The organism is Rathayibacter sp. AY1C1 (assembly GCF_002932105.1).
In the GTDB taxonomy this organism is placed as follows: Bacteria; Actinomycetota; Actinomycetes; order Actinomycetales; family Microbacteriaceae; genus Rathayibacter.
Map to the genome: position 1 here is coordinate 41,120 of NZ_PSWH01000012.1, position 24,955 is coordinate 66,074.

Below are 24,955 nucleotides of genomic sequence, written 5' to 3' on the forward strand. Positions count from 1 at the left end.
GGAGTGAAGCAATGCAGCCCATCTACACGTTCTCCGATTCCGACAGATCGACCCTCCAGCAGTCGCTGCTGGCGGTCGCCATCGACCCCTACAAGGACTACGACCGCTTCCGCGACGCGATCGCCGCGCTGATCGACAGCGGCGACGTCCCGCAGGGCTTCGTCGACGCGCTCGCCCGCATCCGGCGCGAGCGCGACGAGAAGATCACCTACGCGCACCTGATCTCGAACAACCCGGTCGACGACGAGATCCCCTGGCTCGACCAGGACGACGCGCTCGAGGACAAGTACCGCAAGAAGCTGACGTTCGTCGGCGAGGGCCTGCTCGAGCTGCAGTCGCAGTACCTCGGCTCGCCGCTGCTCGCGTACGCCACCCGCAACAACGGCGACTTCTTCCAGGACGTCTACGCCGACAACCGCTTCTCGAACACCCAGACGCAGAAGACCGACGGCGAGCTGTACTGGCACAACGAGCGGACCGCGCACCCGGTGCGCGCCGACTTCATCTCGCTCCTGGGACTGCGCACGCCCGAGACCGACCTCGTCTACACGAAGTACGTCGACGGCCGCGAGATCCTGCGCTTCATCTCACCCGAGAACCAGGCGCTCCTGCGCGAGGCGGTCTACATCACCCCGTTCGACGAGCTCTCGCGCGCCCAGAACAAGAACCAGATCGTGTCGGACCAGCACGCTCTGCTCGAGAACGAGCACAGCTTCCGCTACTACGACACCCGGACGGTGCCGGCCGACCCGGACGACCTGCCGCACCTGTGGGCGCTCTGGCAGTTCCGCGATGCGCTCTCGAAGGTCAGCGAGCAGTACCACCGGATCCGCGACGCGGACCTGCTGATCATCGCGAACCAGGACGGCCTGCACAGCCGTCAGCTCGTCGACGTCCAGGACCGCGACAAGACCCGCTTCCGCTGGCTGCTGAAGACGTACTCGTTCCGCGACGCGGCGACCGCGGACCGCCACTCCGACTACTGGCTCGACGGCGTCCGCGGCCGAGTCACCGACTGAGAGAGAAGGAGAACGACATGACCGATCTGACCAGGAGCACGCCCCCGCACCCGCTCGACTTCCTGCCCGCGACGGCGCCCCTGGAGGTGTCCAGCGACGACGTGACCGACGGCGAGCGGCTCGCCGAGGCCCAGGGGAGCGGCGACACCAGCCCGTCCCTGCGCTGGAGCGCCGGCCCCGAGGGCACGCAGTCGTACGCCGTGACCGTGTTCGACCCCGATGCGCCGACCCTCGGCGGCATCCACCACTGGGTCCTGGTCGACATCCCGAAGGAGGTCACCGAGCTGGCCGCCGGCTCGACGGAAGTGGGGCGCCCGGCGCTCAACGACCTCGGGTCGCTCGCCTACGCCGGTGCGGCCCCGCCGCCCGGTGACCGCCCGCACCGCTACCTCTTCACGGTGCACGCGCTCGGAGTGCCGACGCTGCCGGTCGACGAGTCGACTCCGGCCTCGCTGGTCGGCTTCCATCTGACCGTCAACACGCTCGCGCGAGGCTCGCTCACGGCCCTCGCCTGAGCCGTCCCGTCGGCGCGCGCGGCGCGGACGGGCGCGCACCGGGCACCGGAGTCGATCCGGAGCCCGGTGCGCGTCCGTTCGCGGCATCACCGCCGCGGACGACGGGAGGCGATCCGCTAGGCTTCCGCTCGGCCGGGGCCCCGCCCATGGCGTCTCTGGACACCACGAAAGGGAAAGAATGACCAGCACGACGGTGATCGAATGGCGTGAGCAGGCTCCTGCGGAAGCGGTGGACGCGCTCTACGCCCCCGGTGGACTGGTCGTCTGCGCGACCAAGGTCGGCTACATCCTGATGACGACCGACGGAGCGGGCCTCGAGCGCAAGTTCTCGGCCAAGCAGCGCAACCGCAACAAGCCGGGCGTCGTGCTCTGCTCCAGCATCGAGCAGCTCACCGAGCTCGCCGAGCTCAACGAGGAGGTCCTCGCCTTCTACCAGAAGCACTGGGACCAGGACGTCCTGCTCGGCTGCATCCTCCCGTGGAAGGCCGAGGCCGTCGACCTGATCGACGAGGACGCCCGCGAGCTGGTCCGCGACGGACGGGGCACCAGCTGCTTCGTCATCCGCTTCGGCCGCCCGGCCGAGCAGCTGGTCGCCACCATGTGGGAGCGCGACCGCACCCTCACCTTCGCCAGCTCGGCCAACCCCTCGGGCGTGGGCAACCGCGGCCGCGTCGCGAACATCGGCGAGCGGATCGAGAACGAGGCCGACGTCATCGTCTCGGCCGACTCCTACGTCTCCTCGATCCAGCCGGACAAGGACGAGGACTCCCGCCACGAGCAGGGCGTCATGGTCTCGATGGTGGACGCCTCGGGCGCCCTCATCCCCGTGCAGGGCGGCGAGCGCTCGATCACCCCGGGCCCCGTGCTGATCCGCCGCGGCCTCGACTACGAGCGCATCATGCTGAACCTCGCCGAGCAGTTCAACTCCTGGGACTACCGCCAGGGCGAGTACTACTGATCCGGTGAGGGATCGGATCGACGGCCGGGCCGGGGCGCGCCCCCGGCCCGGCCGTCGTCGTTGCACCGCCAGGACTCCAGCAGGCCGTGAGGGGTCGTCGACCCCTCGCTTCACCGGCGGCCGACGCTCGCCGGCCCCCTCGAGGACCTCGTGATCGACGTCTCCGATGGCGCGGAGCCCCGCGCGCTGCGCGTTCTCGGGTGGGCCGCAGCCGTCTCCCTCCTCCCGGTCGGCGTGACGGCGGCGCTGGCGGGACTCGGAGCGCTCGTGGAACCCGGCTTCGCCTCCCTCCTCCTCTTCCTCGCGGCGGTCGGGCTCCTTCCTGGAGCGCTCGTCTTCGTCCTCCCGTGTGCGGCGCTGGCACTTCGGCGATCGACGTCGACACCGTCGCTCGCTCCGGCCCTCGTCCTGGTTCCAGCGTGGCTGGCAGCCCTAATCGTCGTGTCGCCGTCGATAGCGCTCGTGGTCGGCGTGGCCGACGGGCAGCCGAGCGCGAGCAGTGTCCTGCAGGCGGTCGCTCCGGGCCCGGCGCTCCTCGTCGCCGTCCCGCCGAGCATCCTCGCTCTGGGCCTCTCCCTGCTGCTTCTCGCGCTCGGGCGACGGCGGCTCCGCCGGTCCGGTGAGCCACGGCACGAGGAGCGGGCGCCCGGATGGTACGAGTGATCGCGGGCGAGTCCCGCCGTCAGAGCTCCAGCACGTCGCCCGGCTCGAGGGCGTGGTACTCGCCGCCGCCCTCGCGCGCCGCCCAGCCGAGCCGGTCGTGGCCGAGCGAGCGCCCCGCCTCCGAGAGCACCTGCTCGTGGGTCGCGAAGGCGTGCCGCGGGGCGAGCTCGAGCACGTAGTCCATCGCCTCGGCGATCTTCATCCACGGTGCTCCCGAGGGAGCAGCGAGGATCTCGACATCGACGCCCTCCGGCACTGTGAACGAGTCGCCGGCGTAGTAGACCCGGCCGTTCACCAGGACGCCCACGTTGTCGATCACGGGGATGCTGCGGTGGATCACCGCGTGACGGGAGCCGAAGAAGCGCAGCTCGAACGGGCCCACCGTCACGACATCGCCGTCGGCGACCGTCTCGACGTCGAAGCCCTCGGCGGCGGCGGCGACCCCGGCCGGGCCGAGGATCCGCAGCGACGGGGCCGCGTCGCGCAGGCGCTGCAGCTGCTCCGGGGTCCAGTGGTCGGCGTGCTCGTGGGTGAGCACCACGGCGACGGTGTCGGTCGTCCCCTCGACGGGCCGGGTGAAGGACCCCGGATCGATCACCAGCCGGGCGCCGTCCTCCTCGATCAGGACGGCGGCGTGCTCGAGTTTCGTCAGTCTCATGCCCCGAGCCAACCGCCTCGGCGGGCGGCGGGCAAGGCCGGGGCCGAGCGGAGACCGGATGGGCCGGGCGCTCGATTTGCGTCGATGCGGATCCGTGTGCAACACTCTTCGAGTTGCAAAAACGCGGCCCCATCGTTTAGCGGCCTAGGACGTCGCCCTCTCACGGCGGTAACGCGGGTTCAAATCCCGCTGGGGTCACCACGGCAACACGAGAAGAACCCCCGGTCTGACCGGGGGTTCTTCTCGTTTAACACCCGGGTGCTCGCCACGCGGCACCCGCTCGACGCATCGCGCCGATCGCCTCGTTCCCGCTCCGCCTCCCCGGGGCCGCATCCCGCCGGATCGGCGCTAGGATCGCATCCGCGAAGGGGAGTATCCCGCCTTTCCGCTCCCGTCAGTACGCACCGCCCCTGCGCGGCGCCGGGGGCGGGACGGGTGACGCGGACCGGCACGGCCGTCCGCTCCCCGGGGAGAGACTTTCGGCCCCCACCCACTCGGAAGGCCCTCATGCTCGATCTGCCCGTCTGGTTCGTGATCGGCTCGTTCGTCGTCCTGAGCCTGATCCTCGCCGCCGACCTGCTGCTGGTCTACAAGCGCCCGCACGTGCCGAGCCTGAAGGAGTCGGGGCTGTGGGTCGGCTTCTACGTGTCGCTGGCGCTCGTGTTCGCGCTGCTGATGCTGATCCTCGGCGGCGGCGAGCTGGCCGGCCAGTTCGTCGCAGGCTGGCTGACCGAGTACAGCCTCTCGGTCGACAACCTGTTCGTCTTCGTCATCATCATGGGCCGCTTCGCGGTGCCGGCGAAGCTCCAGCAGGAGGTGCTGATGGTGGGCATCATCATCGCGCTGGTCTTCCGCGGCGTCTTCATCCTGCTCGGCGCGCAGCTCATCGAGAGCTTCAGCTGGATCTTCTACCTCTTCGGCGCGTTCCTGGTCTACACGGCCTGGAACCAGGCGTTCGGCGCGGAGGACGAGGACGAGGGCACCGACAACCTGCTCATCCGGCTCCTGCGCCGCCGCGTCAAGATCTCGGACTCGTTCGACGGCTCCAGGATCCGCACCACGATCGACGGCACGCGCCACTTCACGCCGATGCTGATCGTGTTCCTCGCGATCGGCTCGACCGACCTGCTCTTCGCGCTCGACTCGATCCCGGCGATCTTCGGCATCACCGAGAGCCCCTTCATCGTGTTCACCGCGAACGTCTTCGCGCTGATGGGGCTCCGCCAGCTCTACTTCCTGCTCGGCGGGCTGATCGACAAGCTCGAGTACCTCAAGTACGGGATCGCGTTCATCCTCGCCTTCATCGGCGTGAAGCTCGTCCTGCACGCCCTGCACGAGAACGACCTGCCCTTCCTCAACGGGGGCGAGCCGGTGCCGGTGTGGGACATCGACACGATCACCTCGCTCGTGGTCATCGTGCTGAGCATGACCGTGGCGACGCTGGCGAGCCTGGCGAAGATGCGCCGCGAGCACCGCCACATCCAGCTGCACGACGGGCACCCCGAGGTCGTCGCGGACGACGCCCGGTCCTCCGCCGAGGAGAAGTGATCCCGCGATGACGACGACCACGGTCGACCTGCCCCAGGGGGCGCTGCGGCTCGCCGTCAGCAGCAGCACCGACGTCGGCGCCGTCCGCCGCGTCAACGAGGACGCCCTCCTCGCCGACGAGCTGCTCCTGGCAGTCGCGGACGGGATGGGCGGGCACGCACGAGGGGACCTCGCGAGCGCAGCCGCCGTCGAGGCGCTGCGCGAGAACCGGCCGACGAGCCTGGGTCCGGTGGACGCGGTGTTCGACCTGGTGGAGGGCGCCAACACGGCCGTGCGCGCGCTCGACGTGGGCGGTGCGCTCTGCGGCACGACGCTGACCGGGCTGATGCTCGTGCTCCCCGAGCCCGCGGGCCCGGCCCGCTGGGCGCTGTTCAACGTCGGGGACTCCCGCGTCTACCGCTGGGACGGTGCCGAACTCCAGCAGCTGACGGTGGACCACTCCGCCGTGCAGGAGCTCGTCTCGGCCGGCCTGCTCACCCCCGAGTCGGCGGAGTCGCATCCCGACCGCAACATCGTCACCCGCGCCCTCGGCGCCGACGAGGAGGTCGAGACGGACGTCTGGACGCTGCCCGTCGTGCCGCGCGCCAGCTACCTGCTCTGCTCCGACGGGCTGACGAAGGAGCTCTCCGACCAGCGGATCGCCGCCCTGTTCGCCCGCCGCGACTCCGGCGACCCTGCCGACCTCGCTCAGGCGCTCGTGCGTGCGGCGGTCGAGGCCGGCGGACGGGACAACGTCACCGTCGTCGTCGTCGACGCCGTGCTCGACGCCCGCGCCTGAGCCGGGCGACTCCGTGCCGCGCCCGCCCGGGAGGCGGGGGAGCGCGGTGCTATTCTCGGTCCATGCTGAGTGGCCCGCACCTCCTTCCGTGCCGCGACGAGACCTCGAACTGACGGCCTCCCTCGTCGCGGTGCCTCGCCCGGCCGAGCAGCGACTCCAGGAGGAGAAGGAACCGTCATGATCGAGACCACACCCGGCACAGCCGCGCCCGCGTCGAGTGGAGCAGGGACCGGCAGGAGAGCCGAGAAGCCGCGCACCCTCGCCGAGAAGGTCTGGGACGACCACGTCGTCGTCGCGGGCGAGAACGGCGCTCCCGACCTGCTCTACATCGACCTGCACCTGCTGCACGAGGTGACCAGCCCGCAGCCGTTCGACGGCCTGCGTGCCGCGGGGCGCCCGCTGCGCCGGCCGGACCTCACCATCGCCACCGAGGACCACAACACGCCGACCCTCGAGATCGGACGCCCCATCGAGGATCCGATCAGCCGCACCCAGATCGACGCGCTGCGCCGCAACGCCGGCGAGTTCGGCGTCCGCCTGCACTCCCTGGGCGACGTCGAGCAGGGCATCGTGCATGTCGTCGGCCCCCAGTTGGGCCTGACGATGCCCGGCGTCACGGTGGTCTGCGGCGACTCGCACACCTCCACGCACGGCGCGTTCGGCGCGATCGCCTTCGGCATCGGCACGAGCGAGGTCGAGCACGTGATGGCGACGCAGACGCTGCCGCTGCAACCCTTCAAGACGATGGCGATCACGGTCGAGGGCACGCTGAAGGAGGGGGTGACGGCCAAGGACATCATCCTCGCGGTCATCGCCCGCATCGGCACCGGCGGCGGCCAGGGCTACATCCTCGAGTACCGCGGCTCCGCGATCCGCGCGCTCTCGATGGAGGGCCGGATGACGATCTGCAACATGTCGATCGAGGCGGGTGCGCGGGCCGGCATGGTCGCGCCGGACGAGACGACCTTCGCCTACCTGCACGGCCGCCCGCACGCTCCGGCGGGCGAGGACTGGGACGCCGCGGTCGCCTACTGGCGGACGCTGCCGAGCGACGAGGGCGCCGTGTTCGACGCCGAGGTCGTGATCGACGCCGACGCGCTCGAGCCGTTCGTCACCTGGGGCACGAACCCCGGCCAGGGCGTCTCGCTCTCGCAGGCGGTACCGGACCCTGACGTCCTCGACGATCCGAACGAGCGCGCCAGCGCTCTGCGAGCGCTGGAGTACATGGCGCTGGAGCCCGGCACGCCGATGAAGGAGATCCCGGTCGACGTGGTCTTCATGGGCTCCTGCACCAACTCGCGGATCGAGGACCTGCGGGCCTTCGCTGCCGTCGTCGAGGGGCGCACCAAGGCCCCCGGCGTCCGCGTGATGGTCGTCCCCGGCTCCGCCCGGGTGCGGCTCGAGGCCGAGGCCGAGGGGATCGACCGGATCGTCACCGCGTTCGGCGCGGAGTGGCGCTTCGCCGGCTGCTCGATGTGCCTCGGGATGAACACCGACCAGCTCGTCCTGGGGGAGCGCGTGGCCTCCACGTCCAACCGCAACTTCGAGGGTCGTCAGGGCAAGGGGGCGAAGACCCACCTCGTCTCGCCCCTCGTCGCCGCGGCCACGGCCGTGCGCGGCACCCTCTCCAGTCCCTCCGATCTGGAGCCGGTCCGCGAGAGAGCAGGAGTCTGACCGTGCAGAAGTTCGAGACCGTCACGGCCCTCGCCGCGCCACTGAAGCGCGCCAACGTCGACACCGACCAGATCCTCCCCGGCATCTACCTCCGCCGCATCACGAAGACCGGCTTCGAGGACGCGCTCTTCCACGGCTGGCGGCAGGACGCGGACTTCGTCCTCAACCAGGAGCGCTACCGCGGCGCCGGCATCCTCGTCGCCGGCCCCGACTTCGCCATCGGCTCCAGCCGCGAGCACGCCGTCTGGGCGCTGCGCGACTTCGGCTTCCGGGTCGTCATCTCCCCCCGCTTCGGCGACATCTTCCGGGGCAACGCCGGCAAGCAGGGACTGCTCGCGGCCGTCGTCTCGGAGCCCGACGTCGAGCGGCTGTGGGAGATCATCGAGGGCACCCCGGGAATAGAACCGACGGTGGATCTGGTTGCGCGTACGGTCACCGCCGGTGGCGAGACCTTCGACTTCGAGATCGACGACTACACTCGATGGCGCCTGATCGAGGGCCTGGACGACATCGGCCTGACCCTGCGCGACGAAGCGCTCATTTCCGAATTCGAGACCCGCCGCGAGAGCTGGCGGCCCAAGACATTGCCGGTGAAATAGCGTGAACACACTTCTTCAGGACGCCAAGGCCCTGCAGGACGCCAAGGCGTCGGGAGCACGGGTGGGAATGACGACCGAGCGGATCACCATCAAAGGCGGGCGACCGCTGGTGGGCCGGATCGAGCTCAAGGGGGCCAAGAACCTGGTCACCAAGGCGATGGTCGCGGCGCTGCTCGGCGAGACCGCCTCCACCCTCCGCGACGTGCCCGACATCAGCGACGTCCGCGTCGTGAAGGGCCTGCTCGAAGTCCACGGCGTCAAGGTGAAGCAGGGCGCCGAGGTGGGCGAGCTGATCCTCGACCCCTCCAACGTCGAGTCCGCGCACTTCGCCGACATCGACGCGCACGCCGGCTCCAGCCGCATCCCGATCCTCTTCTGCGGCCCGCTGCTGCACCGCCTGGGCGAGGCGTTCATCCCCGACCTCGGCGGCTGCCGCATCGGCGACCGCCCGATCGACTACCACCTCGAGGTGCTGCGCAACTTCGGCGCCGTCGTCGAGAAGCTGCCCTCGGGCATCCGGATGTCGGCACCCGAGGGCCTGCACGGCGCCAAGGTGTCGCTGCCCTACCCGAGCGTCGGAGCGACCGAGCAGGTCCTCCTGACCGCGGTGCGCGCCTCCGGCATCACCGAGCTCTCGGGCGCGGCGATCGAGCCCGAGATCATGGACCTGATCAACATCCTGCAGAAGATGGGCGCCATCATCTCGGTCGACACCGACCGCGTGATCCGCATCGAGGGCGTGGACCGGCTCACCGGCTACTCCCACCGCGCGCTCTTCGACCGCAACGAGGCGGCCTCCTGGGCGGCCGCGGCCCTCGCGACCGACGGCGACATCTTCGTCGGCGGCGCCCGCCAGCAGGAGATGACCACCTTCCTCAACGTCTTCCGCAAGGTCGGCGGCGCGTTCGAGATCGCCGAGGACGGCATCCGCTTCTACCACCCGGGCGGCGAGCTCAAGCCGGTCATCATCGAGACCGACGTGCACCCCGGCTTCATGACCGACTGGCAGCAGCCGCTGGTCGTGGCGCTCACGAAGGCCAAGGGCGTCTCGATCGTGCACGAGACCGTCTACGAGCAGCGCTTCGGCTTCGTCGACGCGCTCGTCGAGATGGGCGCGACCATCCAGATCCACCGCGAGTGCCTCGGCGGGCAGGCCTGCCGCTTCGGGCAGCGCAACTTCATGCACTCGGCCGTGATCTCGGGACCCTCGAAGCTGCACGGCGCCGACATCGTCGTGCCGGATCTGCGCGGCGGCTTCTCGCACCTGATCGCGGCGCTCTCGGCCGAGGGCACCTCGACGGTCTCGAACGTCGGCATCATCAGCCGCGGCTACGAGAACTTCCTCACCAAGCTCGAGCTGCTGGGCGCCGACTTCTCGCTCGACGCGTAGCCGCCCACCGGGACCCCGGTGCCGCTGAGGACGACCGTCCTCAGCGGCCCGGGGTCCTGTCGCGCCCGGGCGCGCCCCACGCGGGCGGTTCCGCGTCCTCCTCCAGGCGTCCCCGGATCCGCTTCTCGAGGAGCGCGAGCGTCGTCTCCGGCGCGGGCCGGAGGCTCAGCGGTCCGGGCGACTCGACCAGGACCAGCGTGAGGCGTCCGCGCCGCGTGCCGGCCAGGACGACCTCGAGGGCCTCGCGCGGACGCAGGCCCACCAGCACCCACCGCCGCTCCAGCCGCGCGATCGCGCCCAGGGCACGACGACGCCCCAGTCGCCGAAGGAGACGGTCAGTCCCCGGCGGCGCGGCACGACCACCGCGTAGGGCCGCAGCGTCGGCAGCGGGAACCGCGGCTCGACACGACGGAGGCCCGCTCCGAGCCGGCCGCGTCCGAGGACCGCGACGCCGCCGGTCGCCTCCGCCTCGACGTGGGCGAGCGGTGCCACCGCCACGCGCCAGAGGGCGTCGACCCCGCCGATCACGAGGGCGACGGCCGCCGAGCCGCCGACGAGGACCGCGAGCGTCAGCAGGAGGCCGTCGCCGAGCGCGGCCGCGTCGCGTCCGGCCTGCGTGGCGAGCAGCACGACTCCCCACACGAGCAGGAGCACCAGGCCGGACTGCGCGATCGGCGAGTCGGCGAGGCGGCCGAGCGCTCGGCCGACGGCGTCCCACGGCGACGGGCGGCGACGCGGACGGGGCGTGCCGGTACCGTACCCGGCGGCCGGGCCGCTCCTCCCACCGCGGGGCCCCGCTGCTCCCGGGCGTGGGGACGCGGCCCCTCCGATGCGGGATGCGAGGATGGGCGGGTGTCTGAGCGAAGCCGTCCGTCCATCTTCTGGTTCCTCGCGGCGGCGGTGATCCCCGTGATGACCGCCTCGGTCGACCTGCGGATCCGGAACGGCGACAAGATCCCGAGCACCGGAGCCTTCGTGTTCGCGCCGAACCACTACACCGAGATCGACCCGATCATCACGGGCTGGACCCTGTGGCGCGCCGGCCGCGCACCGCGCTTCCTCGCCAAGGCCTCGCTGTTCTCGGTGCCCGTGCTCGGCTCGATCCTGCGCGGCTCCGGGCAGATCCCCGTCGAGCGCTCGGGCTCGGTCCGCGGCAGCGAGCCGCTGAAGACCGCCAAGGCTCTCGTGGACGAGGGCCGCTCGGTCATCATCTACCCCGAGGGCACCCTCACCCGCGACCCCGAGCTCTGGCCGATGCGCGGCAAGACGGGAGCGGTGCGGATGGCGCTGCAGTACGGCCTGCCTGTCGTCCCGGTCGCGCACTGGGGCGCGCAGCAGCTGATGGGCCGCTACTCCAAGCGGATCACCCTCTTCCGCCGCAAGCGCGTCGACGTGATCGTCGGCGACCCCGTCGACCTGTCCGCCTTCCGCGGACGCAGCCTCGACTCCGCCACACTCAACGAGGCCTCCGCGGTCGTGATGGCGGCGATCACCGCCCTGCTCGAGGAGCTGCGCGGCGAGGCGGCGCCCGAGAAGCGCTGGAACCCCTCCGAGCACAACCAGAAGGGCACGGGTCGCTTTGAGTCCGAGCAGTAGGAAGGCGCCCATCCCCGTGCCCCGCCGCGTCGCCGTCCTCGGCGCCGGCAGCTGGGGCACCACGTTCGCGAAGATCCTCGCCGACGGCGGCTCCGACGTCGTGATGTGGGCGCGCCGCGCCGAGCTGGCCCGCGAGATCACCGAGGCCAAGCGCAACAGCGACTACCTCCCCGGCATCAACCTCCCGCGCAACATCCGGGCCACGCCGCGCATCGAGGAGGCGCTGGAGGGCGCGGACCACGTCTACCTCTCCATCCCGTCGCAGTCGCTGCGGAGCAACCTCGAGGCGATCACGCCGTTCCTCACCGAGCGCACGGTGCTGGTGAGCCTGATGAAGGGCGTCGAGAAGGGCACCGGCCAGCGGATGAGCGAGGTGATCGCGCAGATGCTGCCGGTCTCTCTCGACCGGATCGCCGTCGCCTCCGGGCCCAACCTCGCCCTCGAGATCGCCAAGGAGCAGCCGACCGCGGCGGTCATCGCCTCCGAGAGCCTCGTCACCGCGCAGGAGGTGGCTCTCGCGGCGACCAACCGCTACTTCCGCTCCTACGTCAACACCGACGTGATCGGCACCGAGTTCGGCGGCGTGCTGAAGAACCTCATCGCCGTGGCGATCGGCATCGTCGACGGCGTCGGCTACGGCGAGAACACGAAGGCATCGATCATCACGCGCGGTCTCGCCGAGATGACCGACTTCGCGGTCGCGTACGGCGGACGGGCCGAGACGATGGCCGGACTCGCTGGGCTCGGCGACCTCATCGCGACGTCGAGCTCGTCCCTCTCGCGCAACAACACGGCCGGGCGCCTGCTCGGCCAGGGCTACAGCTTCACCGACGTGGTGAAGTCGATGCAGCAGACGGCGGAGGGGCTCGCCTCCGTCGCGCCGGTCCTCGAGCTGGCGCGCGCCAGGGGAGTCGACATGCCCATCGTCGAGCAGGTGTCGCAGGTGCTCGCCGGTACGCTCGATCCGAAGGACATCGCGCCGCACCTGACCACGGATTCGGACGAGCCACAGGGTGAGAGGAACCTCGATGACCAGCAAGCTCCGCGTGGCCGTTCTGTTCGGGGGGCGCTCCAGCGAGCACTCGATCAGCTGCGCAACGGCGGCCGGGGTGCTGCGGGCGATCGACCGTGACCGCTTCGAGGTGATCCCCGTCGGGATCACCTCCGACGGCGCCTTCGTGCTCGAGGAGGACCGTCCTGAGAAGTTCGCTCTCGATGCCGCGTCGCTGCCCCGCGTCGAGGACGACGGCTCCCGTGTGCGCTGGCCGGAGTCGGCCCTCTCGCGTGAGCTCACCGTGACGACCGAGGACGGCGCGACGCGCTCGCTCGGCGAGGTCGACGTGGTGCTGCCGATCCTGCACGGCCCGTGGGGCGAGGACGGCACCGTCCAGGGGATGCTCGAGCTCGTCGGGCTGCCCTACGTCGGCTCGGGCGTGCTCGCGTCGGCGCTCGGCATGGACAAGCACTTCACCAAGACGGTGCTGCGGGCCGCGGGCCTCGCGGTGGCGCCCTGGTACCTCGTGACCGAGGCGGAGTGGCGCGCCGACCCGGGCGACGCCTCCTCGGCCCTCGACGAGCTGGGCCTGCCCGCGTTCGTGAAGCCGGCGCGGGCCGGCTCGAGCGTGGGCGTCAGCCGGATCGACGAGCGCGAGCAGCTCGAGGCCGCGCTGGAGGAGGCGTTCGCGCACGACTCGCGGGTGCTGATCGAGTCGGGCATCGTCGGCCGCGAGGTAGAGATCGGCGTGCTCGGCGGCCGCCGCGGTGCTCCGGCCCGCGCCTCCGTCGCCGGCGAGGTGGTCGTCACCGGCCGCGGCTTCTACGACTTCGAGGCGAAGTACCTCGGGGCGTCCGGCATCGAGCTGGTCTGCCCGGCCGATCTCACCGACGGCGAGCTCTCCGAGATGCGGTCCCTCGCGATCCGCGCCTTCGACGCGATCGGAGCCGAGGGCCTCGCCCGGGTCGACTTCTTCCTCACCGCCGACGGCTTCGTCGTCAACGAGATCAACACCATGCCCGGCTTCACGCCGGTCTCGATGTTCCCGCGCATGTGGGGCGCGAGCGGCGTGGACTACCCGGACCTGATCAGCGAGCTGCTCGACTCGGCGCTCGACCGCGTCCCGGTCGCCGCCCGATGACGTCGGCGCTCGCGCTCCGCGTCGAGGCGGGCGCGGCCGCGGCGCCCTTCGAGCAGATCCGTGAGCAGATCACCGCTCTGATCGCCGCGGGCGAGCTGCCGGTCGGCACGCGGCTGCCGCCGGTGCGCGCGCTGGCCGAGACGCTGGGCGTCGCCGCGGGGACGGTCGCCCGCTCCTACCGGGAGCTGGAGTCGGCGGGCCTGGTCGAGACGCGCGGCCGGGCGGGCACGGTCGTCGCGGGAGGCGTGGACGCGCTGGAGCGCGAGCTGCAGGCCGCGGCCGCCGTGTTCGCGTCCCGCGCGCGCGAGCTGGGGGCGACCTTTGATGGTGCGCTCACCGCAGCGAGTCGAGCCCTCGGCGTCTGACGCTGAAGCTCAGCCGGTGGGCGTGTCCGTCGGATCGAGGGTGTCGGCGTCCGAGACGTCGGTGCACTCGCGCGTCTGCGGGACGTAGGAGACGGCGTTCGCCAGGTCGAGCGCGGCGGAGGATCCGGACGCGCGGCTCTGGTCGACGGTGATCTCCACCGCGGGATCGCGACCGTAGGTGGTCAGCGTGTAGATGTCCTCGTCCTTCTGCGTCTCGTCGATGATCCAGTCGACTCCGCTGACGTTCACGCAGAGGTCCGTCGTCGGGCCGGGCACCTCGACTCCGCAGTGGAGGATGACGGCGGCCGGGGTGCCCCAGGCGGCGGTGCCCTGAGCGTTCGTCTCGCGCTCGGGCTGCTCCGCGACCACGTCGGGCAGGCGCACCGAGACCTCCGCGCAGCCGGTGCTCGTCGCATCGGCGGCGGGCTCGAGGGCGACGCTGGCCGAGCAGCCCGAGAGCAGCAGGACGGCGGCGGCGGCGGCGAGAAGGGGGGAGCGGAGTCGGCGGGGGGACATCGCCGACAACGCTAGCGTGTGAACCATGGCAGAGGATCGGAGTCCCACCCTGGCCGAGCTCAGCGAGGGCGAGGTGCTCGCGAGGGTGCTGGCCCGGCTCGGCGGCCCGGGCGCGGAGACCCTGGTCGGGCCCGGCGACGACTGCGCGGTGCTGCGCGCTCCCGACGGCCGCTTCGTGGTGACCACGGACATGATGGTGCACGGCCCCGACTTCCGGCTGGCCTGGTCGCGCCCGGCGGACCTGGGCTGGAAGGCGGCGGCCTCGAACCTCGCCGACGTCGCGGCGATGGGGGCCCGTCCCACCGGGCTCGTCGTCGCGCTCGCGGCACCCCAGTCGCTGGGCGTCGACGTGCTGGAGGGGATCGCGGGCGGCCTCGCCGCCGGCTGCGCCGCGATGGCGCCGGGATGCGGAGTCGTCGGGGGAGACCTGTCCGCCTCCGCGACGCTGACGCTCTCGATCACGGCGTTCGGCTCGCTCGACGGACGACCGCCGGTGCTCCGCAGCGGTGCGAGGCCGGGGGACGTGCTCGCCGTGGCCGGTCCGCTGGGACGAGCGGGGCTCGGGCTGCGCCTGCTGTTCGAGCAGGCGCGGCGGGACGGGGAGCCGTCGGCCGACCTCGCCGCCCGGCTCCGCGAGCGGCATCCGTCCCTCCTCGAGGCGCAGCTGCGCCCGACCGCGCCGATCTCCGCGGGCGAGGCCGCGGGCGGGACCGCCACCGCGATGATGGACGTCTCGGACGGCGTGGTGCTCGACGCCCGTCGGATGGCGCGTGCGAGCGGAGTGGCGATCGACCTCGATGCCGCGGCGGTCGACGTGCACGCGCGCGGGCTCACGGGCGTGGAGGGCGTGGACCTCGACCTGGCGAGGGCGTTGGTGCTGGGAGGCGGCGAGGACCACGCGATGCTCGCGTGCTTCCCGCCCGCCGCGGCGCTGCCGGAGGGCTTCGTCCCGCTCGGGGTCGTCCGCGAGGGGGACCCGGAGGTGCGCCTGGGCGGGGTCGCGCTCGAGGGGCGCGGGGGCTGGGACCCGTACCTCGGCTGGGACGGCGCGGCGGGCTGAGGCCGGTCAGCCGGCCGCGGAGGAAGCGGGCGAGACGGGCGACGCCGGTGAAGCCCACCAGATCGTGGTCTCGCCGTAGTCCTTCCTCCGCTCCCGCTCCAGACCCGCGGGCCAGCGCGGCTCCGGGCTGCGGGAGCTCCGCTCCACGACGACCACCGCGTCCTCGCGCAGCAGCGGCAGCACGCCGGCGAGATCGGCGGCGAGGTCGTCCTCGCCGAGGTCGTAGGGCGGGTCGAGGAACACCGTGTCCGTGTTGAGGGCCGGGGACCCGTCGAGGAAGGAGCGGACCGAGCCGGTCACCACCTCGATCCGCGGGGCGGGCCGCTTGTTCTTGGCAGCCGCGGTCACGATCGCCCGTGCGTTCTCGCCCGCGGTCCGGGCGGCCTTCGGGTCGCGCTCGACCAGGACGACCGCGCTCGCTCCGCGGCTGGCCGACTCGAGCCCGAGGGCGCCGGAGCCCGCGTAGAGGTCGACCACCGTCGCGCCGTCGAGGGCGTCCCGGGCCTCGAGGGCCGAGAAGACGGCCTCGCGCACGCGGTCGCTGGTGGGGCGGGTGCCCGCGCGCGGGACCCGGAGGGTGAGCGAGCCGGCGAATCCGGCGATGATCCTGGTCACCGGATCGAGCATAGGGCGGCACCCCTGCCCACGGCGTCCGGCGGCCGCCGCGCGCTCCCGCCTGGCGGCACACTGCGAACTCTCGGAACCTGGACCCTTTTCCCGTCAGGACTGCGAGAATCCCTAGCTATGACGTCGCTCGAAGACACCCGCTCCGCTGTCGGCCGCCGAGCGGCTCCCGAGACGCCCCTGACCCGCGAGGAGTTCACGGCGCACTGCGGCGCCGTCCTCGGGAACCTCACCCGCGTGATCGACGGCAAGTCGGCCGAGGTCTCGATGGCGCTGACGGTGTTTCTCGCCGGTGGGCACCTCCTGATGGAGGACGTCCCCGGCACCGGCAAGACGGTCCTGGCGAAGTCGCTGGCGGCCTCGGTCGGCGGCAGCGTCGCGCGCATCCAGTTCACGCCCGACCTGCTCCCCTCCGACGTCACGGGGGTCTCGGTCTACAACCAGGCGACCCGCGACTTCGAGTTCAAGCCGGGCCCGGTCTTCGCGAACATCCTGATCGGCGACGAGATCAACCGGGCCTCGCCCAAGACGCAGTCGGCGCTGCTGGAGTGCATGGAGGAGCGCCAGGTCTCGGTCGACGGCACCACCCACCTCCTCCCGCGCCCCTTCGCCGTGATCGCGACGCAGAACCCGGTCGAGATGGAGGGCACCTACTCGCTGCCCGAGGCCCAGCGCGACCGCTTCATGGCCCGCCTCTCGCTCGGCTACCCCGATGAGCGCGCCGAGCTCGAGATGATCCGCACCCGCGACTCGGCCAGCCCGCTCGAGGAGCTGCGGCCCGTCGTGGGCCTCGCCGAGCTCGAGCGGATGATGGCCTACGTGCGCTCCGTGTACGTCGCACCACCCGTGCAGGAGTACGTGGTGGCGATCATGCAGGCCACGCGGGTCGACCCCGAGCTGCGGCTCGGGGGGAGCCCGCGCGCCACGCTCCAGCTGATCGCCGCCGCGAAGGCTCTCGCCGCCCTCAGCGACCGCGACTTCGTGGTGCCGGACGACGTCGACGCGCTCGCCGTCCCCGTGCTCGGCCACCGCCTCCTGCCCGCCACGCGCCTCCCCGGCCGCTCCGGCGCCGGATCCTCGCACTCGGTCACCGAGATCGTGCAGCGCATCGTCGCGGCCACCCCCGTCCCCTTCGGCAACCGTGGCGACTGAGGCCCGCGCCGCCGAGACGCCGTCGTCCCGTCTCGGCGGTCTGCCCGCGCTCCGCGGGGTCGCGCTGACGCTGCGCGGCTGGGCGCTCGTTCTGCTGGGCGTCGCGGGAGTGGTGATCGCGCCGCTGACAGAGTTCCGCGAGCTGCTGTTCGTCGGCCTGGTGCTGCTGGGCCTGCCCCTGGGCGCGCTCGTCTCCCTGCTCCTGGCGCCGGCGTCGTTCCGAGTGCAGCGCCGCTTCGCTCCCCAGACCGTCGCGGCCGGCGACGTGGTGGAGGTCGACGTGCTGCTCGAGAACCGCGGCCGCGCCGTCCGCAGCGGGGCGCGCGCCCACGACCGGCTCGAGCGCGTGGAGCGCGGGGTCGTCGTCGGCCGGGCGGTCGCCGAGGGCGTCTTCGGGCTGCCGGGCGTCCCGTCGGGCGGCCGCGTGCGCGCCCGCTACCGTCTGCCCGCCGAGCGGCGCGGGATCCACCGCATCGGCCCGCTGCGCCTGGTGCGCGGCGACGGCCTCGGGCTCGCGCTCCGCGAGAGCGTCGTGGGGGCTGCGCAGCCGTTCGTCGTGACTCCGCGGGTCGTGCCGCTCCAGAGCGACGTCCTGGACGCGCACGGAGCAGGCGGATCGAGCCCGGTCGCGCACGCGACGGCCGGCGCCGGCACGGACGACGTGATCCCGCGCGACTACCGCCCGGGGGACGCCATGCGCCGGGTGCACTGGCGGGCGAGCGCCCGCTCCGGTGAGCTCATGGTCCGCCAGGACGAGCAGAACACCGATCCGCACGCGTGGATCCTCCTCGAGACCCGGGCCGAGCGCGTGCTCGAGCGGCGCGGCGACGACCGGCTCGAGTGGGCGGTGTCGATGACGGCCTCCCTCGCCGTGCACCTGCTCGACCGCGGCTTCGAGACCCACCTCGTCGAGACGGGTGCGGACGGCGAGCCGGAGCACTCGGAGGACGAGCGCGAGGTGGCGCACGACGTGCTGCTGCGCCTGGCCGAGCTGGCGCCCTCGCGCGAGTCGGTCGACGCGGTGACCCGGATCTCGGCCGACATGCGCGACACCGGGGGAGTGCGACCGGTCTTCGCCGTCCTCACCCGACTCCTCGAGTCGGACCTCGACGCCCTCGGCTCCCTGGCCGCGCAGTCGCGCCCCGCGATCGCCTTCGTCGTCGCCGGCACCGCTGAGGAGGAGGCGGCTCTCGCCTCGCTCGGCTGGTACGCGGTGTCCGTCGACCCGAGTGCCTCCGTCGAGGAGGCGTGGGCGCAGGCCCTCGCTCTGCGGGTGGTGGCGTGAGCCGCCGCGTCGAGAGCGATCCGCGCGCCGGGTCGGCTCCTCTGAGCGGTCTGCTCTTCCTCGCGATCACGGCCGCCGCCGCCGGGATCGGGCGGCTCCTCGTCGGCGTCGACTGGCTGGTGCTCCTCGCGAGCGCGGTCGCCGTGGTGCTCGGCGTCCCGGCCGCCGCCCGGGCTCTGCGCATGCACCCCGTCGTCCCGCCGATCCTCGGCACGCTGACGATGGTCGGCGTGCTGACCGCGATGTTCGTGCCCGGTCGGGCCCTGCTGTTCGTGATCCCCACGCCCGGCGCCGTCGCGCAGGCGGAGGCGCTCGCGCAGGGCGGCTTCCAGTCCATCGCCCAGCAGGGGCTCCCGGCCATCGCCGACGACGGCATCTCGTTCCTCCTGATCGGCGGGGTGGTCGTGCTCGCCTGGGCGGCCGACCTGTTCGCCTTCTCCGTCCGCCTCCCCGCCCTGGCCGGTCTGTTCCCTGCGGCGCTGCTCGCGGTGCCGGCGATCGTGGACCCCTCCGAGGTGTCCTGGGCGAGCCTCGTCGTCACTGCGCTCGCCTACGCGGGCGTGCTCGCCGCCACGGCCGCCCCTCGCCGCCCGAGCGGCCCGAGCGCGGCCGCGGCCGTGCTGCCCGCCTTCGCGGCCGTGACCGTCGTCGTCCTGGGCGCGGGAGTCGTCGCCGGGTCGGCGGCAGGCTACGCGCGCACCACCGCCCCCTCGGGCGTCTCCGGCAGCCTCTTCAACGGCGCGATCGACCCGGTGGTCGCTCTCGGCGCGGACCTGCGCCGCCCGAACCCCGTGACCGTGCTGCGCTACGCCACCGACTCCGACCTGCCCGTCTACCTCCGCGTGCTGACCGTCTCGGACTTCGACGGTGACGACTGGGCGCCGAGCGAGACGGAGCAGACCGCTCCGATCGAGGCGCCGATCGCGCCCGAGGGGCTCTCCGAGAGCGTGCCGCGCGAGGCGGAGGAGGTCGACGTCTCGGTGGAGACGCTGCGGAGCCAGTGGCTCCCCGTGCCGTATCCGGTCTCGTCGCTGACGGGCGTCGGCGACGGCTGGCTCCAGGACGTGCAGGACGGCTCGATCCGCGGCGACGCGACGACCCGCTCCGGAGACGACTACCAGGTGCAGGCGCTGCGGCTCGAGCCCGACCCGCAGCAGCTGCTCGCCGCGCCCGCGCCGTCCGGCGTCGACCGGTACCTCTCGCTCCCCGACGACGTGCCCGAGATCGTCCGCACCACCGCCGAGGAGGTCACGGCGGAGGCTCCGACCGCCTACGACCGGGCGCGCGCGCTGCAGACGTACTTCCGCTCGTCCGAGTTCCGCTACTCCGAGGACACCCCCGCGGAGGAGGGCTACGACGGCGACGGAGTCGGCGTGCTCTCGGCGTTCCTGACGACGAAGGAGGGCTACTGCGTCCACTTCGCCTCGGCGATGGCGGTGATGGCGCGCGAGCTCGGGATCCCGTCGCGGCTCGCCATCGGCTACCAGCCCGGCTCCGTCGTGCCCTCCGGCGGCAGCGACCTGACCACCTACCGCGTCCTCTCCTCCGACCTGCACGCCTGGCCCGAGCTGTACTTCGAGGGAGTCGGCTGGCTGCCCTTCGAGCCGACGCCCAGCCGCGGCGCTCCGGCCTCCTACACCCTGCCGAGCGCGACGGCCTCCTCGGGCCCCACCGCCCCGGGCTCGACCGCGACCACCGCGCCCGGTGCGACCAGCGCTCCCGCCGCGACACCCACTCCGACGGCCGCGTCGGCGACGCCGACCCCCGGTGCCGTCGGCGCCTCGAGCACCACGGCGGCTCCCGCGGCCACGCTCTGGGTGCTGCTCCTGCTGCTCGTGCTCGTCCCCTGGCTGATGCGCGCCGTCCAGCGCGCGCTGCGGCGCCGGTCCGCGCGCTCCGGCTCCGTCGAGGCCGCGTGGGCCGAGCTGCTGGCGACCGCCCGCGACCTGGGCGTCCCCGTGGAGGGCACGGAGTCTCCGCGCGCGCAGGAGGCCCGCATGGCTCCCGCCCTCGACCCCGGAGCGGCGGCACGTCTGCAGGGGCTCCGGGAGCGCGTCGAGCGCCGGCGCTACTCGCCGTCCGCGAGCGAGTCGGAGGCGTGGGACGACGCGACCGCCGTGGCCGCCGCGCTCCGCGGCTCCGCGGGTGCCGGTCGTCGGGTGCTCGCGTCGGTCGTGCCCCGCTCGGCGCTGGACCCGGTCGCCCGGCTCGCGCGTCCGAGGTCCGACCTATGATCGCTAGGTGATCCCGGACCCCCTCGACGCCTCGCTCGCGCCGCTGATCGGGCCGCGCACGGCGAGTGCGGTCGAGAAGGCCTTCGGGTACCGCACGGTCGGCGAGCTCCTGGGCCACTACCCGCGCCGCTACGCGAAGCGGGGCGAGCTGACGGCGCTCTCGCGTCTCCCCGTGGGAGAGAGCGTGACGATCGTGGCGGAGGTCCGCGAGGTGCGCGAGCGGCCGATGCGCAACCGGCGCGGCACCCTGCTCGAGGTCGTCATCTCGGACGGCTCGGGCACGCTCTCGCTGACGTTCTTCGGACAGCCCTGGCGCGCGGCGAAGCTCCACCGCGGCGTGCGCGGGATCTTCGCGGGCACGGTCTCGATGTTCCGCGACACCCCGCAGCTCACGCATCCCGACTACCGTCTGTTCGACGACGAGGAGGCCGCCGCGACGGAGACGGGAGGCGGTGAGCTCGCGAAGGACTGGGCCGAGCGGCCGATCCCGATCTACCCGGCGACCAGCGCGCTCTCGAGCTGGCAGCTCCAGGCCGCGATCGGCGTGCTGCTGGACGGCTTGCGCGACGTGCCCGACCCGATGCCCGAGCAGGTGCGCGCCGGCCGCTCGCTGCTGGGCCTCGGCGAGGCGCTGGAGCTGATCCACCGCCCGCAGCGGGAGGGCGAGGAGGCGCAGGCGCGCGAGACGCTCCGCTTCCACGAGGCGTTCCTCCTGCAGCTCGCCCTGCTCGAGCGCCGGGCCTCGGCGCGCAGCAGCCCCGCGACCGCCCGCGTGCCCGGCCCCGGCGGGCTGCTCGAGCGCTTCGACGCCGCGCTGCCCTTCGCCCTCACCGGCGACCAGACCGCGGTGGGGCACGAGATCGCCGCCGATCTGGCGGCCGAGAGCCCGATGACCCGGCTGGTGCAGGGCGAGGTCGGCTCCGGCAAGACCCTCGTCGCGCTCCGGGCGATGCTCGCCACGGCCGAGAGCGGCGGGCAGGCGGCGCTGCTCGCTCCCACCGAGGTGCTCGCGGGGCAGCACCTCCGCTCGATCGCGAGGACCCTCGGCCCGGAGCTCGCGGCCGAGCTGGTGCCGACCCTCCTCACCGGCGGGCTGGGGGCGGCGCAGCGCCGCGCTGCCCTCCTCCGGATCGTCTCGGGCACGGCGAAGATCGTCGTCGGCACGCACGCCCTCCTCGGCGACGCGGTCTCCTTCTACGACCTGGGCCTCGTCGTGATCGACGAGCAGCACCGCTTCGGCGTGGACCAGCGGGACGCCCTGCGCCGGAAGGGCGCCACCCCGCCGCACGTGCTGGTGCTGACGGCCACGCCCATCCCGCGGACCGTCGCCATGACGGTCTTCGGCGATCTCGACACCTCGACCATCCGCGAGCTGCCCGCCGGGCGCCCCGGCATCACGAGCCACGTGGTCCCGCTCGCCGACCATCCCGCGTGGATCGCGCGGGCGTGGGAGCGCGCCGAGGAGGAGATCCGCTCGGGCCACCAGGTCTACCTCGTCTGCCCGGCGATCGAGCCGGGGGAGCCCGCCGAGGGCGCGCAGCCGCCCGAGGAGGACGCCGCCGCGCCGCTCACGACCGTCGCGGCCACGCTCGAGGGCGTGCGCGCGCATCCGCTGCTCGGGAAGCGGCGGTCGGCCGCGCTGCACGGGCGGATGACGACGGAGGAGAAGGACGCCGTGATGCGCTCCTTCGCCGCGGGGGAGATCGACGTCCTGGTGTCGACGACGGTCATCGAGGTCGGCGTGGACGTGCCGAACGCCTCGATGATGGTCGTGCTCGACGCGGAGCGGTTCGGGGTCTCGCAGCTGCACCAGCTCCGCGGGCGCATCGGGCGCGGCGGCGTCGCGGGGGTGTGCCTGTTCGTGACGGCGGCGGAGGCGGGGACGGTCGCGCGCGAGCGGGTGGAGGCGGTCGCCGCGACGCTCGACGGCTTCGCGCTCGCCGAGGTCGACCTCGAGCTGCGCCGCGAGGGCGACGTGCTGGGCGACTCGCAGTCCGGCGGGCGCTCGTCGCTCCGCCTGCTGCGGGTGGTGCAGGACGCCGACGTGATCGTGGAGGCGCGGGCGCTGGCCGAGCGGCTCCTCGCGGAGGACCCGTCGCTCGCCGCGCACGACCGGCTCCGTGCCGCGCTCGAGCGCCGCGTGCAGGACCGCGACCGGGAGTTCCTCGCCAAGAGCTAGGCGGTGCCCGCCCGCTACTCTGTCGGCATGGCCCGCATCGCCGTCGTCCCCGGCTCCTTCGACCCCGTGACCCTCGGTCATCTCGACGTGATCGAGCGGGCCGCGCGCCTGGTCGACGAGCTGCACGTCGTGGTGGTGCACAACCCCGCCAAGACCGCGCTGCTGCCGATCGCCCAGCGCGTCTCGCTCATCGAGCAGTCGATCGCGGACGCGGGCGTCGAGGGACGGATCGTCGTCGCCTCGTGGAGCATGGGCCTGCTCGTCGACTACTGCACCGACGTCGGCGCGAGCATCCTGGTGAAGGGCATCCGCTCGCAGGTCGATGTGGCGTACGAGACCCCCATGGCGATCGTGAACCGCAACCTCGCGCACGTCGAGACGGTGTTCCTCCTGCCCGATCCCGCGCACGCCCACGTGTCGAGCTCGCTGGTGAGGCAGGTCTCCTCCCTCGGCGGCGACGTCGCCCCCTACGTGCCGCCCGCGGTCGCCGCGTACCTCGCCGCCGGCTGAGGCGCCGCCGATCGTCCACTCGGGTGATCTCGGGCCGTGGACCCGTGCGCCCGCGGCAGCCGGGAGAATGGACCGGTGAGCGAGACGCGCGTGCAGGCCTGGGCCCTCGACGGCATCCCGGAGGTGACTCCCGGTGACGACCTGCTCGAGCTGATCCTCGAGGCCGTCGCCGCCGCCGCCGAGGAGGACCGGCCCGCGGACGGCGACATCCTCGTGGTCACGAGCAAGATCGTCTCGAAGGCGGAGGGGCGCGTCGTCGCCGCGACCGACCGCGAGGACGCGATCACGGCCGAGACCGTCCGCGTCGTCGCCACCCGGGCGCACGGCTCCGGCGTCACCCGCATCGTCGAGAACCGCCTCGGGATCGTCCAGGCGGCGGCCGGAGTCGACGCCAGCAACGTCGCGGAGGGGACGGTCCTCCTCCTCCCCCTCGACCCGGACGCCTCGGCGCGGGCCCTCTGCGCGGGCCTCCGGGAGCGGCTCGGCGTGGAGGTGGGCGTGCTCGTCAGCGACACCCTGGGCCGCGCGTGGCGGGTCGGGCAGACCGACGCGGCCATCGGGGCCTCCGGCGTCCTCGTGATCGACGACCTCCGCGGCGGAGTCGACGCCCTGGGGCGCACGCTGGGAGTGACCATGCCGGCCGTCGCGGACGAGATCGCCGCGCTCGGCGACCTGGTGAAGGGCAAGGCGAGCGGACGCCCCGTCGCCGTCGTCCGCGGGCTCGCCCGCCTGGTGACGAGGGTCGAGAGCCCGGGTGCCCGCACGCTGACCCGCACGGGCCCCGACGACATGTTCCGCCTCGGCGCCGACGAGGCCTTCGCCGAGGGCTTCGCGGCCGGAGCAGCCTCGCGCGAGGAGCGCGCGTGACCGGCTGGAGCGCGGTCGTCGTGTTCAAGGGCCGCGGCGGCTCGAAGACGCGCCTCGACGTGCCGGGCCGCGCGGCGCTGGCCGAGGCGTTCCTCCTGGACACGCTCGCCGCCGTGGCCGCCGCGGAGCCGGTGGCGAGCCTTCTCCTGGTCACCTCCGACGCCGGTGCGGCCGACCGCGCACGGGCGGAGCACCCGCAGCTGGTGGTGGTGCCCGACCCGGGGACCCTCGACGCCGCCGTGTCCGGGGGAGCCGAGGCCGCCCTCCACCGCCGGCCGGGCGCCCCGGTGATCGTGCTGACCGGGGACCTGCCCGCCCTGCTGCCGTCGGACCTCTCCGAGGCGCTCGCGACGCGGTCGCTCCCGGCCGTCGTCCCGGACCGCGAAGGGAGCGGCACCACGGCGCTCCTGCTGGCGGCCGGAGCCCTCGTCGCTCCGGCGTTCGGCCCGGGCTCTCTGGCCCGGCACCGCGACGCGGGCTGCGCCGTCGTCGTGCTGCCCGGCTCGTCGACGCTGAGGCTGGACGTCGACACGCTCGCCGATCTCGGAGACGCGGAGGAGGCCGGCGTCGGCCCGCACACCTCCCGCGCGCTGGCCGCAGCGGCCTGACGCGCAGGGAGTCCGAGCCGCG

The 24,955-nt window shown here is 73.1% G+C and carries 25 protein-coding genes and 1 tRNA gene; 22 read left to right on the forward strand and 4 right to left on the reverse strand.

The features are described from left to right. Positions 1–11: 11 nt before the first annotated feature. The 4 genes from C5C71_RS07760 (at position 12) to C5C71_RS07775 (ending at position 3,155) form a co-directional block, all read left to right on the forward strand. Complete coding sequence (locus C5C71_RS07760; RefSeq protein WP_104223082.1) at positions 12–1,019, forward strand: TauD/TfdA family dioxygenase; 1,008 nt, start codon at positions 12–14, stop codon at positions 1,017–1,019. 17 nt (positions 1,020–1,036) lie between these two features. Beyond that, the gene (locus C5C71_RS07765; protein ID WP_104223083.1) at positions 1,037–1,534 is read left to right on the forward strand and encodes a YbhB/YbcL family Raf kinase inhibitor-like protein; all 498 of its coding nucleotides are present in this window, start codon (positions 1,037–1,039) and stop codon (positions 1,532–1,534) included. Positions 1,535–1,712: 178 nt separating this feature from the next. Further along, on the forward strand, positions 1,713–2,492 hold the full coding sequence (locus C5C71_RS07770; RefSeq protein ID WP_104223084.1) for an L-threonylcarbamoyladenylate synthase: 780 nt from the start codon (positions 1,713–1,715) through the stop codon (positions 2,490–2,492). 150 nt (positions 2,493–2,642) lie between these two features. Continuing rightward, a complete protein-coding gene (locus C5C71_RS07775) occupies positions 2,643–3,155 on the forward strand; it encodes a hypothetical protein (RefSeq protein ID WP_104233773.1) in 513 nt (170 codons plus the stop codon). A gap of 19 nt (positions 3,156–3,174) precedes the next feature. Here the strand turns inward: C5C71_RS07775 and C5C71_RS07780 are convergent, their stop codons facing one another. Continuing rightward, entirely contained in the window at positions 3,175–3,813 is a 639-nt protein-coding gene (locus C5C71_RS07780; RefSeq protein WP_104337465.1) for an MBL fold metallo-hydrolase, read from the reverse strand. A 125-nt stretch (positions 3,814–3,938) separates the two neighbouring features. On the opposite strand from C5C71_RS07780, the gene C5C71_RS07785 reads away from it, so the two are divergent. From C5C71_RS07785 to murA, 6 genes are all read left to right on the forward strand, one after another. Then, positions 3,939–4,014, forward strand: a tRNA-Glu gene (locus tag C5C71_RS07785). A 306-nt stretch (positions 4,015–4,320) separates the two neighbouring features. Continuing rightward, positions 4,321–5,361 (forward strand): TerC family protein, encoded by a 1,041-nt coding sequence (locus tag C5C71_RS07790; RefSeq protein WP_104223086.1) that lies wholly within the window; start codon positions 4,321–4,323, stop codon positions 5,359–5,361. Positions 5,362–5,368: 7 nt separating this feature from the next. Beyond that, on the forward strand, positions 5,369–6,139 hold the full coding sequence (locus tag C5C71_RS07795) for a PP2C family serine/threonine-protein phosphatase (protein WP_104223087.1): 771 nt from the start codon (positions 5,369–5,371) through the stop codon (positions 6,137–6,139). A 177-nt stretch (positions 6,140–6,316) separates the two neighbouring features. Beyond that, on the forward strand, positions 6,317–7,813 hold the full coding sequence (gene leuC / locus C5C71_RS07800) for a 3-isopropylmalate dehydratase large subunit (protein WP_104223088.1): 1,497 nt from the start codon (positions 6,317–6,319) through the stop codon (positions 7,811–7,813). 2 nt (positions 7,814–7,815) lie between these two features. After that, a complete protein-coding gene (gene leuD, locus C5C71_RS07805) occupies positions 7,816–8,412 on the forward strand; it encodes a 3-isopropylmalate dehydratase small subunit (protein ID WP_104324183.1) in 597 nt (198 codons plus the stop codon). 67 nt (positions 8,413–8,479) lie between these two features. Further along, on the forward strand, positions 8,480–9,802 hold the full coding sequence (gene murA / locus C5C71_RS07810; RefSeq protein WP_181065666.1) for a UDP-N-acetylglucosamine 1-carboxyvinyltransferase: 1,323 nt from the start codon (positions 8,480–8,482) through the stop codon (positions 9,800–9,802). Between the two features lie 165 nt (positions 9,803–9,967). On the opposite strand, the gene C5C71_RS07815 is transcribed toward murA, so the two are convergent. Beyond that, positions 9,968–10,456, reverse strand: coding sequence for a hypothetical protein (locus C5C71_RS07815; RefSeq protein WP_104337466.1), 489 nt, complete (start codon positions 10,454–10,456; stop codon positions 9,968–9,970). Positions 10,457–10,654: 198 nt separating this feature from the next. On the opposite strand from C5C71_RS07815, the gene C5C71_RS07820 reads away from it, so the two are divergent. Genes C5C71_RS07820 through C5C71_RS07835 form a run of 4 tightly spaced genes read left to right on the forward strand, consistent with a single transcriptional unit; the run spans position 10,655 to position 13,898 of the window. Further along, positions 10,655–11,398 (forward strand): 1-acyl-sn-glycerol-3-phosphate acyltransferase, encoded by a 744-nt coding sequence (locus C5C71_RS07820; protein WP_258068674.1) that lies wholly within the window; start codon positions 10,655–10,657, stop codon positions 11,396–11,398. A gap of 16 nt (positions 11,399–11,414) precedes the next feature. Continuing rightward, positions 11,415–12,530: an NAD(P)H-dependent glycerol-3-phosphate dehydrogenase gene (locus C5C71_RS07825; RefSeq protein ID WP_181027083.1), complete on the forward strand. Its 1,116-nt coding sequence runs from the start codon at positions 11,415–11,417 to the stop codon at positions 12,528–12,530. Beyond that, positions 12,427–13,533, forward strand: a complete 1,107-nt coding sequence (locus C5C71_RS07830) for a D-alanine--D-alanine ligase family protein (RefSeq protein ID WP_104223094.1) — start codon at positions 12,427–12,429, stop codon at positions 13,531–13,533. Before C5C71_RS07825 ends, C5C71_RS07830 begins: the two co-directional genes overlap by 104 nt. Continuing rightward, a complete protein-coding gene (locus tag C5C71_RS07835; RefSeq protein WP_104337467.1) occupies positions 13,530–13,898 on the forward strand; it encodes a GntR family transcriptional regulator in 369 nt (122 codons plus the stop codon). Before C5C71_RS07830 ends, C5C71_RS07835 begins: the two co-directional genes overlap by 4 nt. A gap of 9 nt (positions 13,899–13,907) precedes the next feature. Here C5C71_RS07835 and C5C71_RS07840 read toward each other — a convergent pair whose 3' ends face one another. Beyond that, positions 13,908–14,414, reverse strand: a complete 507-nt coding sequence (locus C5C71_RS07840; protein ID WP_104337468.1) for a DUF3515 family protein — start codon at positions 14,412–14,414, stop codon at positions 13,908–13,910. 25 nt (positions 14,415–14,439) lie between these two features. On the opposite strand from C5C71_RS07840, the gene thiL reads away from it, so the two are divergent. Continuing rightward, a complete protein-coding gene (thiL, locus tag C5C71_RS07845; RefSeq protein ID WP_104225623.1) occupies positions 14,440–15,474 on the forward strand; it encodes a thiamine-phosphate kinase in 1,035 nt (344 codons plus the stop codon). Between the two features lie 6 nt (positions 15,475–15,480). On the opposite strand, the gene C5C71_RS07850 is transcribed toward thiL, so the two are convergent. Then, complete coding sequence (locus C5C71_RS07850; RefSeq protein WP_104223136.1) at positions 15,481–16,089, reverse strand: RsmD family RNA methyltransferase; 609 nt, start codon at positions 16,087–16,089, stop codon at positions 15,481–15,483. A gap of 129 nt (positions 16,090–16,218) precedes the next feature. On the opposite strand from C5C71_RS07850, the gene C5C71_RS07855 reads away from it, so the two are divergent. From C5C71_RS07855 to cofC, 7 genes are all read left to right on the forward strand, one after another. Then, a complete protein-coding gene (locus C5C71_RS07855; protein ID WP_104225624.1) occupies positions 16,219–17,250 on the forward strand; it encodes a MoxR family ATPase in 1,032 nt (343 codons plus the stop codon). Continuing rightward, positions 17,240–18,535 (forward strand): DUF58 domain-containing protein, encoded by a 1,296-nt coding sequence (locus C5C71_RS07860; RefSeq protein ID WP_104337469.1) that lies wholly within the window; start codon positions 17,240–17,242, stop codon positions 18,533–18,535. Before C5C71_RS07855 ends, C5C71_RS07860 begins: the two co-directional genes overlap by 11 nt. Further along, the gene (locus C5C71_RS07865) at positions 18,532–20,769 is read left to right on the forward strand and encodes a DUF3488 and transglutaminase-like domain-containing protein (RefSeq protein WP_104337470.1); all 2,238 of its coding nucleotides are present in this window, start codon (positions 18,532–18,534) and stop codon (positions 20,767–20,769) included. The genes C5C71_RS07860 and C5C71_RS07865 overlap by 4 nt, the downstream gene beginning before the upstream one ends. A gap of 7 nt (positions 20,770–20,776) precedes the next feature. Next, positions 20,777–22,948, forward strand: a complete 2,172-nt coding sequence (locus C5C71_RS07870) for an ATP-dependent DNA helicase RecG (RefSeq protein WP_374953730.1) — start codon at positions 20,777–20,779, stop codon at positions 22,946–22,948. Positions 22,949–22,975: 27 nt separating this feature from the next. Further along, positions 22,976–23,458 carry a pantetheine-phosphate adenylyltransferase gene (coaD, locus tag C5C71_RS07875; protein WP_104337471.1) on the forward strand — a complete coding sequence of 161 codons (483 nt, stop codon included), beginning with the start codon at positions 22,976–22,978 and terminating at the stop codon, positions 23,456–23,458. Between the two features lie 75 nt (positions 23,459–23,533). Beyond that, a complete protein-coding gene (gene cofE / locus C5C71_RS07880) occupies positions 23,534–24,325 on the forward strand; it encodes a coenzyme F420-0:L-glutamate ligase (protein WP_258065562.1) in 792 nt (263 codons plus the stop codon). Further along, positions 24,322–24,933, forward strand: coding sequence for a 2-phospho-L-lactate guanylyltransferase (gene cofC / locus C5C71_RS07885; protein ID WP_104225626.1), 612 nt, complete (start codon positions 24,322–24,324; stop codon positions 24,931–24,933). Before cofE ends, cofC begins: the two co-directional genes overlap by 4 nt. Positions 24,934–24,955: the final 22 nt, after the last annotated feature.

Coding starts and splice junctions, on each gene's coding strand:
- C5C71_RS07760 (WP_104223082.1), top strand. CDS start 12: ATGCAGCCCATCTACACGTTCTCCGATTCCGACAGATCGACCCTCCAG.
- C5C71_RS07765 (WP_104223083.1), top strand. CDS start 1,037: ATGACCGATCTGACCAGGAGCACGCCCCCGCACCCGCTCGACTTCCTG.
- C5C71_RS07770 (WP_104223084.1), top strand. CDS start 1,713: ATGACCAGCACGACGGTGATCGAATGGCGTGAGCAGGCTCCTGCGGAA.
- C5C71_RS07780 (WP_104337465.1), bottom strand. CDS start 3,813: ATGAGACTGACGAAACTCGAGCACGCCGCCGTCCTGATCGAGGAGGAC.
- C5C71_RS07790 (WP_104223086.1), top strand. CDS start 4,321: ATGCTCGATCTGCCCGTCTGGTTCGTGATCGGCTCGTTCGTCGTCCTG.
- C5C71_RS07795 (WP_104223087.1), top strand. CDS start 5,369: ATGACGACGACCACGGTCGACCTGCCCCAGGGGGCGCTGCGGCTCGCC.
- leuC (WP_104223088.1), top strand. CDS start 6,317: ATGATCGAGACCACACCCGGCACAGCCGCGCCCGCGTCGAGTGGAGCA.
- murA (WP_181065666.1), top strand. CDS start 8,480: ATGACGACCGAGCGGATCACCATCAAAGGCGGGCGACCGCTGGTGGGC.
- C5C71_RS07830 (WP_104223094.1), top strand. CDS start 12,427: ATGACCAGCAAGCTCCGCGTGGCCGTTCTGTTCGGGGGGCGCTCCAGC.
- C5C71_RS07835 (WP_104337467.1), top strand. CDS start 13,530: ATGACGTCGGCGCTCGCGCTCCGCGTCGAGGCGGGCGCGGCCGCGGCG.
- C5C71_RS07840 (WP_104337468.1), bottom strand. CDS start 14,414: ATGTCCCCCCGCCGACTCCGCTCCCCCCTTCTCGCCGCCGCCGCCGCC.
- thiL (WP_104225623.1), top strand. CDS start 14,440: ATGGCAGAGGATCGGAGTCCCACCCTGGCCGAGCTCAGCGAGGGCGAG.
- C5C71_RS07855 (WP_104225624.1), top strand. CDS start 16,219: ATGACGTCGCTCGAAGACACCCGCTCCGCTGTCGGCCGCCGAGCGGCT.
- coaD (WP_104337471.1), top strand. CDS start 22,976: ATGGCCCGCATCGCCGTCGTCCCCGGCTCCTTCGACCCCGTGACCCTC.